Annotated in this window: 14 protein-coding genes; 10 read left to right on the forward strand and 4 right to left on the reverse strand. The window is 67.2% G+C overall.

Annotation, left to right across the window (positions count from 1 at the left end; genetic code table 11):
• The first annotated feature begins 72 nt into the window (after positions 1-72).
• The 6 genes from KVX96_RS18925 (at position 73) to KVX96_RS18950 (ending at position 6,463) form a co-directional block, all read left to right on the forward strand.
• The gene (locus KVX96_RS18925; RefSeq protein ID WP_261196413.1) at positions 73-1,671 is read left to right on the forward strand and encodes an ABC transporter substrate-binding protein; all 1,599 of its coding nucleotides are present in this window, start codon (positions 73-75) and stop codon (positions 1,669-1,671) included.
• A 126-nt stretch (positions 1,672-1,797) separates the two neighbouring features.
• Positions 1,798-2,709 carry an ABC transporter permease gene (locus tag KVX96_RS18930; RefSeq protein WP_261196414.1) on the forward strand — a complete coding sequence of 304 codons (912 nt, stop codon included), beginning with the start codon at positions 1,798-1,800 and terminating at the stop codon, positions 2,707-2,709.
• Positions 2,702-3,679, forward strand: coding sequence for an ABC transporter permease (locus KVX96_RS18935; RefSeq protein WP_261196415.1), 978 nt, complete (start codon positions 2,702-2,704; stop codon positions 3,677-3,679). Before KVX96_RS18930 ends, KVX96_RS18935 begins: the two co-directional genes overlap by 8 nt.
• A complete protein-coding gene (locus KVX96_RS18940) occupies positions 3,676-4,674 on the forward strand; it encodes an ABC transporter ATP-binding protein (protein ID WP_261196416.1) in 999 nt (332 codons plus the stop codon). The genes KVX96_RS18935 and KVX96_RS18940 overlap by 4 nt, the downstream gene beginning before the upstream one ends.
• A 17-nt stretch (positions 4,675-4,691) precedes the next feature.
• Positions 4,692-5,669 (forward strand): ABC transporter ATP-binding protein, encoded by a 978-nt coding sequence (locus tag KVX96_RS18945; protein WP_409977144.1) that lies wholly within the window; start codon positions 4,692-4,694, stop codon positions 5,667-5,669.
• A 5-nt stretch (positions 5,670-5,674) separates the two neighbouring features.
• Positions 5,675-6,463: an amidohydrolase family protein gene (locus KVX96_RS18950; protein ID WP_261196420.1), complete on the forward strand. Its 789-nt coding sequence runs from the start codon at positions 5,675-5,677 to the stop codon at positions 6,461-6,463.
• Positions 6,464-6,476: 13 nt separating this feature from the next.
• On the opposite strand, the gene KVX96_RS18955 is transcribed toward KVX96_RS18950, so the two are convergent.
• The 4 genes from KVX96_RS18955 to KVX96_RS18970 all read right to left on the reverse strand — a co-directional run bounded on the left by KVX96_RS18955 (position 6,477) and on the right by KVX96_RS18970 (position 11,371).
• Positions 6,477-7,532 (reverse strand): DUF1513 domain-containing protein, encoded by a 1,056-nt coding sequence (locus KVX96_RS18955; RefSeq protein ID WP_261196421.1) that lies wholly within the window; start codon positions 7,530-7,532, stop codon positions 6,477-6,479.
• Entirely contained in the window at positions 7,532-8,521 is a 990-nt protein-coding gene (locus tag KVX96_RS18960; protein ID WP_261196422.1) for an imelysin family protein, read from the reverse strand. The genes KVX96_RS18955 and KVX96_RS18960 overlap by 1 nt, the downstream gene beginning before the upstream one ends.
• A complete protein-coding gene (locus tag KVX96_RS18965; protein ID WP_261196423.1) occupies positions 8,521-10,038 on the reverse strand; it encodes a di-heme oxidoredictase family protein in 1,518 nt (505 codons plus the stop codon). The genes KVX96_RS18960 and KVX96_RS18965 overlap by 1 nt, the downstream gene beginning before the upstream one ends.
• A gap of 64 nt (positions 10,039-10,102) precedes the next feature.
• Entirely contained in the window at positions 10,103-11,371 is a 1,269-nt protein-coding gene (locus KVX96_RS18970; RefSeq protein WP_261196424.1) for an imelysin family protein, read from the reverse strand.
• Between the two features lie 341 nt (positions 11,372-11,712).
• On the opposite strand from KVX96_RS18970, the gene KVX96_RS18975 reads away from it, so the two are divergent.
• From KVX96_RS18975 to KVX96_RS18990, 4 genes are all read left to right on the forward strand, one after another.
• The gene (locus KVX96_RS18975; protein WP_261196425.1) at positions 11,713-12,609 is read left to right on the forward strand and encodes a metal ABC transporter substrate-binding protein; all 897 of its coding nucleotides are present in this window, start codon (positions 11,713-11,715) and stop codon (positions 12,607-12,609) included.
• Positions 12,610-12,704: 95 nt separating this feature from the next.
• Complete coding sequence (locus KVX96_RS18980; RefSeq protein ID WP_261196472.1) at positions 12,705-13,583, forward strand: manganese/iron ABC transporter ATP-binding protein; 879 nt, start codon at positions 12,705-12,707, stop codon at positions 13,581-13,583.
• Complete coding sequence (locus KVX96_RS18985; protein WP_261196426.1) at positions 13,580-14,455, forward strand: metal ABC transporter permease; 876 nt, start codon at positions 13,580-13,582, stop codon at positions 14,453-14,455. The genes KVX96_RS18980 and KVX96_RS18985 overlap by 4 nt, the downstream gene beginning before the upstream one ends.
• Positions 14,455-15,300 (forward strand): metal ABC transporter permease, encoded by an 846-nt coding sequence (locus KVX96_RS18990; protein WP_261196427.1) that lies wholly within the window; start codon positions 14,455-14,457, stop codon positions 15,298-15,300. Before KVX96_RS18985 ends, KVX96_RS18990 begins: the two co-directional genes overlap by 1 nt.
• Positions 15,301-15,368 lie beyond the last annotated feature (68 nt).

The following is a 15,368-nucleotide window of genomic DNA, read 5'->3' on the forward strand; positions in this document are numbered from 1 at the left end:
AGCGGCGGTACACCTCGAAAAGACGGTGCCGGTTGGAGGAAGCCGCAACGCCGCAAACAGGGAGGAGACCCAATGACCACAAGATTTGATCCGTTCCGGGCGCAGGCGGGGACAGCCGCGCCCAAATCCGCAAAAGCGCGCCGGATGCTGGCCGCCGGGGCCTTTGCTCTGGCCCTGCCCTTGGCCGCGCCGCTGGCCGCGCAGGCCGAAACCATCGCCATCGCGGCGCTGGTGGAGCCGCCCTCGCTCGATGTGGCCAACGCCTATAACGCCAACAGCCGCACCGTTCTGGGCAATGTCTTTGAAGGGCTCGTGGGCCGCGATGGTGCCACCAACGAATTCGTGCCCGAGCTCGCCACCGCCTGGGAGCAGATCGACGACAGCACCTGGCAGTTTACCTTACGCGACGGCGTGACTTTCCACGACGGCTCGCCCCTCACCGCCGCCGGTGTCGCCGAGGCGCTGGCTTATGTCTGGAGCAAGGACAACGGCTTCCAGATCCGCGCGCTTGGCGGGCCGGAGATGTCCTTTGAGGCCGTTTCGGACATGGTGGTGCAGGTGCAGACCGAAACCCCGGATCCGCTGCTGCTGACGCGCGTGTGGCAGACTTACGTTCCGTCCGCTGAACATATCCGCAGCCACCCGGAGGAATGGGGGCAGGTGGCCGTGGGCACCGGGCCTTACAAGGTGAAGGACTGGACGCGCGGCACCTCGATCACGCTGGAGGACAACGAAAGCTGGTGGGGCAGCTCCGCCGCCGATGCCTATGGCGCGATTGATTTCACCGAGGCCACCTTCCTGTTCCGCCCCGAACCGGCTTCGCGCATCGCGGCGCTGCAGGCGGGCGAGGTGGATTTCTCCGAGCGCCTGCCGGGCGAGCTGTGCAAGGCCGCGCTGGCGGAGAACTGCATCGAGAGCCCGGACACGACCTCGACCTACTTCCGGCTCGACAGCACCAACCCGGTGCTGGCCGATCACCGCATCCGCGAGGCGATGTCGCTCGCGGTAGACCGCGAGACCATCGGTGAACTGCTTCTGGGCGGGGCCGCGCCCGCGACGATGATCGTCGGCCCGGCGTCGACGGGCTACAACCGCGATCTCGCGCCGCTGCCCTACGACATGGAGAAAGCCCGCGCGCTGGTGGAGGCCGCCAAGGCCGATGGCGTGCCGGTGGAGGCAACGCCGCTCAAGCTTGCCACCATGTCGGGCGGTTTCATCGGCAACGATCAGGTGATGGAGGTGATGCTGGAGCAACTCAAGCAGATCGGCATCACCAATGTGAGCGCCGAGGTGATGGAGCGCGGCCCGGCGTGGCAGGATGTGTTCATCCATGCGCCCAAGCCCACCGACCCGACCCGCGGGCTGATCGCGCTGCACAAGCACACCAACGATCCCTATGATTTCGCCTCCACGGTGATGGCGTTTTACACCTGCGAGGGGCGGCTTTCGGTGGCCTGCAACCCCGAGATCGACGCCAAGATCGCCGCGGCTGTCTCGCTCGTGGGGGCGGAGCGTCAGGCGGCGCTCGCAGAGATCGCGGCGCTCACCTATCAGGATCTCTGGTACATCCCGCTGCACCACGAGGTGCGCTTTCACGGAATATCGGACAGGGTGAGCTTTGAGCCACCGCTGCATGCGGGCGTGCGCCTGACCGATATCAAGCTCAGGTAGGCTGCTGATCCTCCCCGGCTCCGGTCGCTTGCCTGAAACCATCCCCCGCGCTCCTTCTGGGCGCGGGGGAGCCCGACACCGCCCAAAAAGCCCCGCAACGGGCGCTTAGACCAAGAGGCCCCGACCGTGCAGACCTACATCCTGCGGCGCCTGTTCCAATCCTGTTTCGTGGCCGCGGCCGTGCTGATCCTTGTCTTCTTCGTGGGCCATGTGATCGGCGATCCGGTGGAGCTGATGCTCCCGGCCGAAGCCTCTGACGAGCTGATCGCGGAGATGCGCGCGAAATTCGGCTTCGATCAGCCGCTGTCCGTCCAGTTCGTCGCCTTCCTGCAGCGGGTGGCTACCGGCTTTGGCGACAGCCTCTGGCAGAAGGCCCCGGCGCTGGAGATCGCGCTGCAGCGGATCGTGCCGACGCTCTACCTCACGATGACGGTGCTGGCGCTTTCGCTGCCGCTCGCCCTGCTGCTGGGCACGCTTGCCGCGTTCAACGCAGGCACATGGATCGACCGTGCGATCACCGTCTTCACGCTGGGCGGCATTTCCACGGTGGATTTCTGGCTCGGGCTTCTGCTGATCATCGTCTTCTCGCTCACGCTGGGCTGGTTCCCGACCTCCGGCTACGGCTCCTTCTCCCACGTGGTGCTGCCCGCGCTGGCGCTCTCCTACCGTTCGGTAGGGCGCATGGCGCAGATCACCCGCTCCGCGATGCTGGATGAATATGCCAAACCCTATATCCACGTGGCCCGCGCCAATGGCCTGCCGGAAACCACCGTCTTCGTGCATGCGCTGAAGAACGCCTCGATCCCGATCCTCACCATCGCGGGCGACGAGATGGCCATGCTGATGGGTGGCGCCATCGCGGTGGAGACCGTCTTCGCATGGCCCGGCATCGGGCGGCTGCTGGTGCAGGCCATCTATCACCGCGATCTGTTCCTGATCGAGGCCGTCGTCACCGTGATCGTCGTGGTGATCATCCTCGTGAACCTGCTGATCGACCTCGCCTACGCCTGGCTCGACCCGAAGCTGCGCTATGAGTGAGGCCGCCGCGATGACCCCACCCGTGACCGAGGCCGCCTCCGCCCTGCCGGACCGCCCTTCCGCCAGCCTTTACATGCGCGCGCTGCTGCGCGATCCGGTGACACTGGCCGCGCTTCTCTTCGTGCTGCTGCTGATCCTCTGCGCGGTGATGCCCGGCGTGCTTGCGCCCTATGATCCCACCGCGCAATCGCTGCGGATGCGCAACAGCCCGCCGCTCGCATGGCCCGCAGATGGCCCGGTGTACCTGCTCGGCTCCGATGCGCTTGGCCGGGACATCCTGAGCCGGATCATCTACTCGGCGCGGGTCTCGCTGCTGGTGGCGGTCTGCGGCGTGGCGGTCTCGGGCGCGATCGGCATCGCGGCGGGGGTGACAGCCGGAACCCTGCGCGGGCGCACCGATGATGTGATCATGCGGCTGGCCGATCTGCAGCTGGGTTTTCCTTTCCTGATGCTGGCGCTGCTGGTGCTCTATGCGCTGGGGCCGAGCCTTGCCAATATCATCCTGATCTTCGCCATCGTGCGCTGGCCTGTCTACGCGCGGGTGTCGCGGGGGCTGGCGATGTCCTTGCGGGAAGCGCCCTACGTGGAGGCCGCGCGGGCGCTGGGGGCCAGCAACAGCTGGATCATCCGCCGCCATATCCTGCCCAATATGTCCTCGCCGCTGATCGTGCTGGCGACGATGGAAGTGGCCAAGCTGATCCTCGCCGAAGCCACGCTCAGCTTTCTGGGCCTTGGCATCCAGCCGCCGGAAAGCTCTTGGGGGCTGATGGTGGCGGCGGGGCGCGATTACGTTTCGCTGGCGTGGTGGCTCGTGGCCTTCCCCGGCATGGCGATCTTCCTCACCGCGCTTTCGGCCAACCTGCTCGCCGCATGGCTGCGCGCTGTCTCTGATCCGGTGCAGCGCTGGCGCTGGCTGTTGCCGCGCAAACCCGCCCAGTCCGACACGAACGCCCGGAAGGCCCGCACATGACCCGCCCCGCCACATCCGAAACGCCGCCCCTGCTGGACGTGCAGAGCCTGCGCGTCACCTTTGCCACCGATCTGGGCCAGGTGGCCGCCGTCAACGGCGTGGACATGCGCCTAGAGCGCGGTGAAACACTGGTGGTGCTGGGCGAAAGCGGCTCGGGCAAGAGCGTCACGGCGCAGGCCATCCTCGGGGTGGTGCCGCAGCCTCCGGGGCAGGTCAGCGCCGCGCGGCTGAGCTTCGAGGGGCAGGATCTGCTTGCACTGCCCGCGCGGGACTATCGCGCGCTGCGGGGCCGGGATATGGCGCTGATCTTTCAGGACGCGCTCACCTCGCTCAACCCGCGTTTCACCATCGGCACGCAGATCGTGCAGATGCTGCGCCATCACCGCAAGCTCACGCGCGCGGCGGCCCGCGCCCGCGCCGAGGAGCTGCTTGCGCTCGTGGGTATCCCCGATCCGGCCGCCCGGCTGGAGGCCTACCCGCACCAGCTCTCGGGCGGAATGCGCCAGCGCGCGCTGATCGCCATGGCCGTGGCGCTGGACCCGCGCCTGCTGATCGCCGATGAGCCAACGACCGCGCTCGACGTGACGGTGCAGGCGCAGGTGCTGGACCTGATGCAGAGCCTGCAAGCGCGCGCCGGGATGGGGCTGATCCTGATCACCCATGATCTGGCCGTGGCCGAGCGCATCGCCGATCAGGTGCTGGTGATGTATGCTGGTGAGATCGTGGAGCAGGCCCCGAAAGATGCGCTCTTCGCCCGCCCGGCGCACCCCTACACGCAGGGGCTGATGAACTCGATGCCGGGCCACAGCCGTCTTGGCCAGAAGCTGACCCCGATCCCCGGCTCGCCGCCCGATCTGCGCGCGCTGCCATCGGGCTGCCCTTTCCGCACCCGCTGCAGCAAGGCGCAAGCCATCTGCGCGGCGGAAAAGCCTACGCGCAAGGCGCTGTCCGCCACCCACAGCAGCCTCTGCCATTTCGCCGGAGACGCACCATGACCGCCCCGCAAAAGCCTATGCCTGCCCCGGTGCTGTCGGTGCGCGATCTGAGCTGTCATTTCACCTCCCGCCGGGGGCCGTTCTATGCCCGGCAAACGCAGGTGGTGCGCGCGCTGCAGGCGGCGCGGTTCGACCTCTATCCGGGCCGAACGGTGGGGATCGTCGGAGAAAGCGGCTCCGGCAAATCCACGCTGGCGCGTTGCGTGATGAGGTTGGAGGTGCCCACCTCCGGGGAGATCCTGTTTGACGGGCAGGATCTGGCCACGGCCAGCGCGCAGAGCCTGCGCCCGGTGCGGCGGCATATCCAGATGGTGTTTCAGGATCCCTGGGCCAGCCTCAACCCGCGCCACACCGTGGGGCAGATCCTGAGGGAGCCGTGGCAGATCCACGAAGGCGTTGTGCCGCAGGCGCAATGGGAGGCGCGGGTGGCGGAACTGCTGGAGCTTGTCGGTCTGAACCCGAGCTTCGCCCACCGCTACCCGAGCCAGTTTTCCGGCGGGCAGCGCCAGCGGGTGTCCATCGCGCGCGCGCTCGCGCTGGAGCCGCAGGTGCTGATCCTCGATGAGGCGGTCTCGGCGCTGGATGTTTCGGTGCAGGCGCAGATCCTGAACCTGCTGGCGGAACTGCAGGAGCGGCTGGGCATGGCCTATCTCTTCATTTCCCACGATCTGGGCGTGGTGCGTCACCTCTGCCATGAGATCGGCGTCATGTATCTGGGCCGGATCGTGGAACACGGCCCCACTGAGGCGATCTTCACCGCGCCGCGCCACCCCTACACGCAGGCGCTGCTCTCGGCGATGCCGGATGCGCCGGAAGCGGGCCGGATCCTGCTGGAAGGCGAAGTGCCCTCACCGCTCAATCCGCCCTCGGGCTGCGGCTTCCGCACCCGTTGCCCCAAGGCGAGCGCGGCCTGTGCGGCGGGCGTGCCACCGTTTGAGCCGGGCGAAACCGCCCCCCATCGCGCCGCCTGTTTCCACCCGGTTGCAAGGGCCTGAGCCCCGTGACGATCATCGACACCCATACCCATTTTCACGATCCCCAAGCGGCGGGCGATCTGCTCTGGCCCAGCCCCGGCGATGCCCATTACCGCACCTGCCTGCCCGCTACCTACCGCGCCGAGGTGGGCACGCGGCCCGTGGTGGCGATCGAAACCAGCCCCCGCCGCAAGGACGATCTGCGCCTGATGCGGCTGGCGGCCTCCGATCCGCTGATCTGCGCCTATGTTAGCAACCTTCAGCCGCTGGAGCCCGGTTTCGAGGCGCGGCTTACGGAGGCCAAGCAGGACGCCAAGTGGCGCGGCCTGCGCCTGCGCCCCATCGCCGCCTTCGATCTGGCCGCGCCGGGGCTGCTCGCGGCGCTCGACAGGCTCGACGGCCACGGCCATGTGGAGCTGGGCCTGCAGCACGCCGACAGCCTGGCCGCCCTGCGCGCCCTCTGCCTTGCGCTGCCCCACATCCGCTTCGTGCTGACCCATTGCGCACGCCCGGCGCAGGCGGGGGCGGGGAGCTATGACTACCGCCCCTTCGAGGGGCTCGAAAACCTCTACGTCAAGCTCTCACCGCCCAAGGAGGAGGACATGGCGCAGGCCCCCGTGCGTGTGCAGCTCGCGGGCCATGTGGCGCGGCTTGTCGGCACGCTGTCGCCAGCGCGGCTGATGTTTGGCTCCAACTGGCCCGTCGCGCCCAAACCGGCGGCCTTCGAGGGCTGGCTTGCGGGCGTTGTGTCAGACGCGGGCGGCGAAGTGGCGCAGGTCTATACCCATACGGCGCAGGATTTGTACCGGCCTTGAACTGATCAGGGGATCAGATGGCGATAAGGTGATTGTCCCACGCCAGCGGATGCCGGATCGGCGCGCCTTCAGGCGGCACCACGAGGCCCGTGCCCGAGGTGGCGATGAAACCGCCCTTCGTGGCGGCCACGCCGCAGACATCCTCCAGCGCCGCTTCGCGGGTGAGCTCCGTGCCTGCGAACACTTGCAGACGCGCGCTGCGGGGCGAGGTCGTGGCCAGCGCGCCGCCGTCGGGCGTGATCGCGACGCTGCCCAGATAGCCCTGCATCTGGGGGATGGAAGCAGCGGGCGCAAAGCGCAGCTGGCCGGTTTCACGGGAATGCAGCCCCAGCAGCGGCAGCTCCGGCGCGTCGTCTCCCTGCCATTGCATGGCGAAGGCGACGGTGCCGCTGCTATCCACTGCAAGGTGGCGGATCGAGTTCTTCCGCTGCGCCGGTTCCAGCTCCACCCGTTCCAGAAGCGTGCCGTCTGCTGAGAGATAGGTGAGGTTGGGGCGCATCGTGGGGATATTGAGCTTGAGACGGCCGGTGTCGGGGTGGGTCTCGATGCCGCCATTGGCCACCACCAGCGTCTTGCCATCTGGCAGGCGCTGGATGTCATGGGGGCCGGTGCCGCCGGAGGCGAATTCCCCCAGCCGTGCGTAGCCGTTTTCCGCATCCCAAATGCCGATCACGCCAAGCCCGGCGTCATAATCGTTCTCGGTGGTGAAGAGCCGCGTGCCATCGGCGGAGAAGGTGCCGTGGCCGTAGAAATGCCGCCCCTGCGGGGTCTCCAGCCGGGCCAAAGCGTCGCCGCTGACGCAATCGATCACGAGGGCATAGGTGCCGGGGCGGCGGGCGAAGGCGACGGCTTGCGCCAAATGCGGGTGCGCCGCCGCTGCGTGGCCGCGCTCGGGCAGGGGCAGGGTGAAGGCAATCTCCCCCCGCGCCGTGAGGCCACACAGGTGGTACGCGCCATCGGGCGCGCGGGCGGCGGAAAGGAAGGCCGCGCCGCCGGCCTCGGCCCATGTGGCGCGGGGCAGGGCGCTGGTGGCGATCAGCCCGGCAAGGAAGGCGCGGCGGCTGGCCATCAGTCGCCGTCCAAGGCGTTGAAGCCCGCAGCAAGGCCCAGCGAGGGGCCGACCTGCTCTGCGAGCAGGCGGCGCAGGGCGTCGACCTCCTGTTGCAGGGCCTCGATGCGGAAGCGGGAGGCCGGATCTGAAACGCCTGCGAGAGTCGGATCCTGCAGCCCTTCGGCCCGCGCCAGCGCGTCGGCGAAGGCGGCATCGACGCCGGCGTCTTCGCCTGAGATCAGCGCGGCTAGATCCCGTGTGGCGGTGAGCGACAGCACCACGTGGCGCAGGGAGCGGCCTGAGCGCCGTGCCTCGGCGCGGGTGGGGCGGGGGGCGTCGAAGCTGCCGAGCGGGCGGCCAAGGCGGGCATTGGCAGTGAACTCAAGCCCGGTGGTGAGCGCGGTGAACATCTGCTGCGCGGCTTCCGTTTCGCTGCGGTAGGTGTCATTGCCCGGCACGATCATCAGCGCGCCGTAGCCGCCTTCCCAGCTTGCGAGGATCGCTTCGGCATTGGCGGCGATGTCGGAGGTGATGGCCTGTACGAGCGCGCAGTGGTAGGCCGGGCTGGCCGCGCTCACGAGGTGCGGATCAAACAGCAGATACTCCAGCGCATAAAAGCCCCGCGCGGCGATGGAGACGGTGGTGAAGGCCTCGGGCGTCTCCACCACGGGATCTTCCGTGGCGATCAGCCCGGCGAGCGCCTTCGGCGTGGCGCTGCGCGGATCGGGCCAGAAGGCGAGTGCGAAGGCGCGGTCGTCCTGCTCCGAAGGCCCGAAACGCAGGTGGCTGACGGAGACCCAAGCGTCAAAGGCAGCGTGGTAGGCGGTTTGCAGCTCCGGGCTGTCGGGCGCGCAGCCTTGCGCGGCGGTATCGGCGAGATGGGCCGTTTCGCGCGCCAGCGCCTGATAGCCGGGCAGCACATGGCCTTCCACGATGCGTGCCATATCCGGCGCGGCCAGCGCCGGGGCGGCGGTGAGCAGGGACAGAGCAAAGGCAAGGGCACGCATCAGAGGCTCTCCAGAAAGGCGATGAGGGCGGCGCGGTCGGGGGGCGGCATGGCGATTACAGACTCCCGCTGCGCCTCCGCCTCGCCGCCATGCCAGAGCACGGCTTCGAGCAGCGAGCGCGCGCGGCCGTCGTGCAGGAAGTAGCTGTGGCCCGAGACCTGCTCTGTCAGCCCCACGCCCCAGAGCGGCGGCGTGCGCCATTCCCGCCCATCGGCGCGCGCTTCGGGGCGGTTGTCGGCGAGCCCGTCGCCCATGTCGTGCAGCAGCATGTCGGTGTAGGGCCAGATCAGCTGGAAGCTCTGCTCCGGTTGCCCCTCCAGCCGGTGGGTGACGAAGGCTGGCTGGTGGCAGGCGGTGCAGCCGGTTTCGTAGAACAGCTGCTTGCCGCGCAGCACCTCGGGATCCTCCACATTGCGGCGGGCGGGCACGGCGAGGTTGCGGCTGTAGAAGGTCACGAGGTCAAGCCCCTCGGCGTCGACCTCAAAGCCGCGTTCGTCCTGATCGCCATGGGGGGCGGCGCGGCAATCGGCCTGCGCTTCGGTGCATTCGCCCCAGGGGGCGGGGAACAGCGGGTTCGAGATTCCGATGTCGCCCGTGAAGGCTCCAGCGGATTGGTGCCGTACCGTGGGCGCGCCCGCTTTCAGGCCGAAGCGGCCCAGCATGAGCTGATCGAACTCCACCGACCAGACGATATTGGGCTTGCCGGAGATGCCATCGCCATCGGCATCCTCCTCATCCGCGAGCGCAAGAATGTCGGCGGCAGGGATCGCTTCGAGCAGGCCGAGGCCGATCATCTGCGGCGCAACGCGGGGGCTGAGCATGGCCTCGGGGTGCAGCGGGCCGTAGCCCAGATCGGCGGCCGTGTAGCTGGGTTTGCGCAAGAAGGCCGTTTCGCCGCCGGCAAGGGCCACGGGGATCTCTTCATAGTCGATCTGAAGCCGGTATTCCGCAAGGTGCCCGGCAAGGCCGAAATCTTGCAACTGGGTGCCATACGTGGGCTCCGGCGCGGTGGCCAGATAGCCCTCGATCTGCTCTGAAAGCGCATCCGATGCCGCCGGGATCGACACGCGCAGGAACATGGAAATCGAGTTGTCCTCGGGGCCTTCCGGCGGGTGGCCACGGCCATCCTTCAAGTGGCACCGCTGGCAGGAGCGCGCGTTGTAGAGCGGGCCGAGCCCGTCGGAGGCCAGCGTGGAGGAGGGCGAGGAGACCCAGAGCTTGCGAAACAGCCCGTTGCCGACCTTGAACGTCAGCTCATCGGCGAAGCTGATATTGGCGGAGGGCTGGGAAAAGGCATTGGCGGTCTCCATCGCGCGCACGGTGGCGGCCCCGGCGGAGTTGGCCTCGAAGGGCTGGGCCTTGCTGAAATCCTCCGTGGGCGCGGTGACCTTCGCCACGCGGGCGGCCTCGGCCTCGGTGCGGGGCATAATGGGCAGGTGCGGCTCATCCCGCGGGCCCGCGAAGGCGGGGGCGGCGGTGAGCAGGGCGAGCAGGGAAAGGGCGCGTCGCGTGAACATGGCTTGTCGGCTTGGCTTTTTTAGAAGCGGGGCGCGGGGGAGGAGCCCCGCGCCCGCGCATGGGTTAGTGGAAAACGGCGTCGGGGTTGTCGAGGCTGTCGGAGCCTTCCACCGAAATGCGGCTGCCAAGCGCCGCAACCACGCGTTCGATGCTGCGGGTCTGGTCGATCAGCCCGTTCACGCCGCCCATGATCAGGGCCTCGCCCCCGGCATTGCCGCGCTCAAGCATCGAGTCGTAGGCAAAGCCGGCTTCGGCGGCCGTCTTGATCGCGCCGAGCGCCAGAACGGCGGCGGCGAGTTTGCCCTGCATCTCCGCATCCAGCGCCGGGTCCACGGCCGTCACCAGATCGGAGAGCGAGGCGCCCTCCACCACGGTGCCATCGGTGCGGGTGTAGCTGCCCAGGTAGACGGAGCGGATGCCGACGCCGTTGTAGAAGTGATCGTTGTGGGTGTTGTCGGAGAAGCAGGAGTGCTCCTCTTCGGGATCGTTCAGCATCACGCCAAGGCGCATGCGCTCGCCTGCGGTTTCGCCGTAGGAGAGCGAGCCCATGCCGGTGAGGATCGCCGCGATGCCGGCGTCTTCATCCTCCAGCAGGGTGGCGCGGGCCTCGCCGCCCTCGGCCCATTGCGCGGTGATCCAGTCGAGATCGGAGACCAGCAGATCGGTGGCGGCCTTCAGGTAGGCGGCACGGCGATCGCAGTTGTCGTTGGTGCAGGCGTCACCGGCGGCGTAGTCCGTCCAGGGGCGGCTGCCCGCGCCCGCGCCGTGGCTGTTCAGATCCTGACCCCAGAGCAGGAATTCCACTGCGTGGTAGCCGGTTGCGACGTTGGCTTCGACGCCATCGGCCTCCTGCAGGGTGTTTTCCAGCAGATCGGGCGTGATCTCGGAGGCGTCCACTTCGACGCCGGAAAGCGAGAAGCGCGGGTTGGCGATCACGTTCAGCACGGCGGCGGCGTTTTCATCGGTGGCCACGCCGTAGGAGGCGTCCACGTAGTCGATCAGCCCTTCGTCCAGCGGCCAGGCGTTCACCTTGCCTTCCCAATCGTCGACGATGGCGTTGCCGAAGCGGAAGACTTCCGTTTGCTGGTAGGGCACGCGGGCGGCGAGCCAGGCGGATTTCGCCGCGTCCAGCGCTTCGGCGGAAGTTGCGGCCAGCAGGGCGGCAACAGCCGCCTGCAGGTTCTGGGCGGCGGCGAGGCTGTCGGCGTAGTTGGCTTGTGCAATATTGGCGTAGGTGGCCAGCACTTCAGCCTTCGTCGCGGGGGTGTCGGCCAGCGCGTTGCTGCCCGCCAAAAGGGCAAGAGCGCCGGTGGCGCGGAGGATGGGGATCATGGTCACTGTCCTGGGAGTCGGAAAGCCGTTGGGTTTTTATCCGCTGCCCGCGCGGGCCGCATGGGCGCCGGACGGGCCAGTGCCGAAGTGGGATACGCCGGGGCGGTGTGATGTGGCTTTTCTCAGAGTGTCGGTGCTGGCTGACCACTCGGGAGTCGGCGGTTGGCTCTGCGGCATAACCTGAGTGAAAAAGTTGGGTATGTCAATCGGACATTTACAGCCCGTGCCTGCCACGAATGTTATTGAGAATGATTTGCAAAAGCATTGACGGCACCGGGGATTCGACATAGCTCTTTCGCCAACACACCGCCGTTTGTCCGCCCTTCTCGGAGCCTGCCCCCATGAGCCTTCCCAATTCTCTTCTTGGTGCTGCCATTGCCGCCCTCATCGCCGCGCCCGCGCTGGCCGGGGAGCGGATGAAGGTCGTCACCACCTTCACCGTGATCGCCGATATGGCCGCTAATGTGGCAGGGGAGGCGGCGGAGGTTGTCTCCATCACCAAACCCGGCGCGGAGATCCACGGCTATGAGCCAACCCCGCAGGACATCGTGCGCGCCTATGATGCCGATCTGATCCTCTGGAATGGCATGAACCTTGAGTTGTGGTTCGAGCAGTTCCTCGCCAACGTGGGCGACATCCCCTCCGTCACGCTCACCGAGGGCATCGATCCGATCGCCATCGCGACCGGCTCCTATGAAGGCAAGCCCAACCCGCATGCCTGGATGGGGCTCGATAACGCGCTGATCTACATCGACAATATCGCCGCCGCTTTCTCCGAGGCCGATCCGGCCAACGCCGAGACCTATGCCGCCAATGCGGAAGCCTACAAGGGCGAGCTGCGCGCCACGCTCGAGCCCCTGCGCGGAGCCGTCGCCGCGATCCCCGAGGATCAGCGCTGGCTGGTGACCTGCGAAGGTGCCTTCAGCTACCTGGCCCGCGATTTCGCCATGAAGGAGCTGTATCTCTGGCCGATGAACGCCGATCAGACAGGCACGCCACAGCAGGTGCGTGCGGTGATCGATGGGGTGCGCACCAATGATATTCCCGTCGTCTTTTGCGAGAGCACCGTCAACACCGCCCCGGCCGAGCAGGTCGCGCGGGAAACCGGCGCGGCCTATGGTGGTGTGCTTTATGTGGACAGCCTCTCGGCCGAGGATGGCCCGGTGCCGACCTACCTTGATCTGCTGCGCGTCACCGCCACCACCGTGGCCGAGGGGTTGACGGCGGCCACGAACTGAACCTCCATCCTCCAAAGCCCGGGCCGCGCCGTGCAGGGCGCGGCCCAACCTGTTTTCTGCACCGGAAAGGTAAATCGGTGACCCAGCCCAGCAAGATGCCCTCAGGCGAGGCCGATGCCGCGCCCGGCCTGAGCGCCCGCCACGTGACGGTGACCTACCGCAACGGCCACACCGCGCTTTGGGACGCGAGCTTCGATGTGCCGCGCGGCACGATCACCGCCCTTGTGGGCGTGAACGGGGCCGGGAAATCCACGCTGTTCAAGGCAATCATGGGCTTCGTGCCAGCCGCCAAGGGCGCGATCACCATGCTCGGCATGAGCGTGCGCGAGGCGCTGCGCAAGAACTTGGTGGCCTATGTGCCGCAATCCGAAGAGGTGGACTGGGCCTTCCCCGTGCTGGTGGAAGACGTGGTGATGATGGGCCGCTACGGCCACATGGGCTTCCTGCGCCGCGCCTCCCAAACCGACCGCGCGGCGGTGGATGCGGCGCTGGCGCGCGTCAACATGAGCGACTTCAAGCACCGCCAGATCGGCGAGTTGTCCGGCGGGCAGCGCAAGCGGGTCTTCCTCGCCCGCGCGCTGGCGCAGGAGGGGCAGATCATCCTGCTCGATGAGCCCTTCACCGGCGTCGATGTGAAAACCGAAGCCCAGATCATCGCGCTCCTGCAGGAGCTGCGCGCCGAAGGGCGGATCATGCTTGTTTCCACCCACAACCTCGGCTCGGTACCGGAGTTCTGTGATCGCACCATCCTCGTGAAAGGCACCGTTCTGGCCGCTGGCCCGACGGAAATCACCTTCACCCAGAAGAATCTCGAAAAAGCCTTCGGTGGCGTGCTGCGCCATTTCACCCTTGGCGGCGATGCGCTGCATGACGATGCCGATGCCCGCTCCGTCACCATCCTCACCGACGATGAACGCCCGCTCGTGCACTACGGCGGCAAGGTGCAGCAGAGCGAGACAGAGGGCCAGCCGTGAGCGCGCTGCTGGAGCCATTTACTTACGGCTACATGGTCAACGCCATGTGGGTGTCGGCCCTCGTCGGGGCGGTTTGCGCCTTTTTGTCGGCCTACCTGATGCTGAAGGGCTGGTCCCTCATCGGCGATGCGCTTTCGCATTCCGTGGTGCCCGGCGTCGCCGGGGCCTATATGCTCGGCCTGCCCTTTGCGCTGGGGGCTTTCATCTCTGGCGGGCTGGCGGCAGGCGCGATGCTGTTCCTGTCGGACCGCTCGGGCCTGAAGCCCGATGTGATCATTGGGCTGATCTTCACCTCCTTCTTCGGGCTGGGGCTGTTCATGGTTTCGGTGAGCCCCGTCTCTATTGACGTGATGACGATCACCATGGGCAATATCCTTGCGATCACGCCGGAGGATACGCTGCAACTGGCGATCATCGGCTTCGTCTCGCTCGCGGTGCTCACCGCGAAGTGGAAAGACCTGATGGTCACCTTCTTTGACGAAAGCCACGCCCGCACCATCGGGCTGCGCACCGGCCTGCTGAAAGCCACCTTCTTCATGCTGCTCTCGGCCAGCGTGGTGGCGGCGATGCAGACGGTGGGGGCCTTCCTCGTGATCGCCCTTGTGGTGACACCGGGGGCCACAGCCTATCTGCTGTGTGATCGCTTCCCGCGCCTCATCCTCACCTCCATCGCCGTTGGGGCGGTGACGAGCTTCGTCGGGGCCTATATCAGCTACTTTCTGGACGGCGCGACGGGCGGCGTGATCGTCTGCCTGCAGACGCTGATCTTCCTCGCCGCCTTCCTCTTTGCGCCCAAACACGGGCTTTTCGCGGCGCGGCGCAAGGCGGCCGAGGCGCTGCGGCGGATGCCAACAAGCGGGGGGGCGGCCTGATGGAATTTGAACTGGCCACAGCGCTCCTGCCCTTCCGTTTTCCCTTCATGCAGAACGCCTTCCTGATCGCGCTGATCGTCTCGGTGCCCACCGCGCTTTTGTCTTGTTTCCTTGTGCTCAAGGGCTGGGCGCTGATGGGCGATGCGATCAGCCATGCGGTGCTGCCGGGGATCGTGCTGGCCTATGTGTTCGGCTTCCCGCTCCTTCTTGGCGCCTTCGGCGCGGGGATGTTCACCGCCGTCGCCACCGGCTATCTGGCTGGTAACAGCCGGGTCAAACAGGACACGGTGATGGGCGTCGTCTTTGCCGGGATGTTCGGGCTTGGCATCGTGCTTTACGTGGCCGTGAAACCCGACAGCCACCTCGATCACATCCTCTTTGGCAACATGCTCGGCGTAGGAAGCGCGGATCTTCTGCAGGCCGGGGCGATCTCGCTTCTGGTCGCAGGCGTGCTGGCCCTGAAATGGCGCGATTTCTTGCTGCACAGTTTTGACCCGGCGCAGGCACGGGCCTCTGGCCTTGCGGTGAACGCGCTGCACTACGGGTTGCTGGCGCTGATCTCGCTCACCGTGGTGGCGACGCTCACCGCAACGGGGCTGATCCTCGCCGTCGGCCTGCTGATCGCGCCGGGAGCCACGGCCTTCCTGCTGGCGCGGCGCTTCTCCACCATGCTCTGGCTCTCGGTGCTGCTGTGCATGGGCGCGATGACCTCGGGCGTCTACATCAGCTTCCACCTCGACAGCGCCCCGGCCCCCACCATCGTGCTGGTGCTCACCGCGCTCTTCCTGCTGGCTTTCGCCTACCGCCAGATCCAGACCCGGCGCAGCGCGCGCCGCACGGTCTGAGGTCGGTCGGCACCGATCCGGTGCGTCCACTGTCAAAAGGCTTGAGTGAATCACCTCTTCAATACATA

Source organism: Pseudoruegeria sp. SHC-113 (assembly GCF_025376885.1).
Classification (GTDB): Bacteria; Pseudomonadota; Alphaproteobacteria; order Rhodobacterales; family Rhodobacteraceae; genus Pseudoruegeria.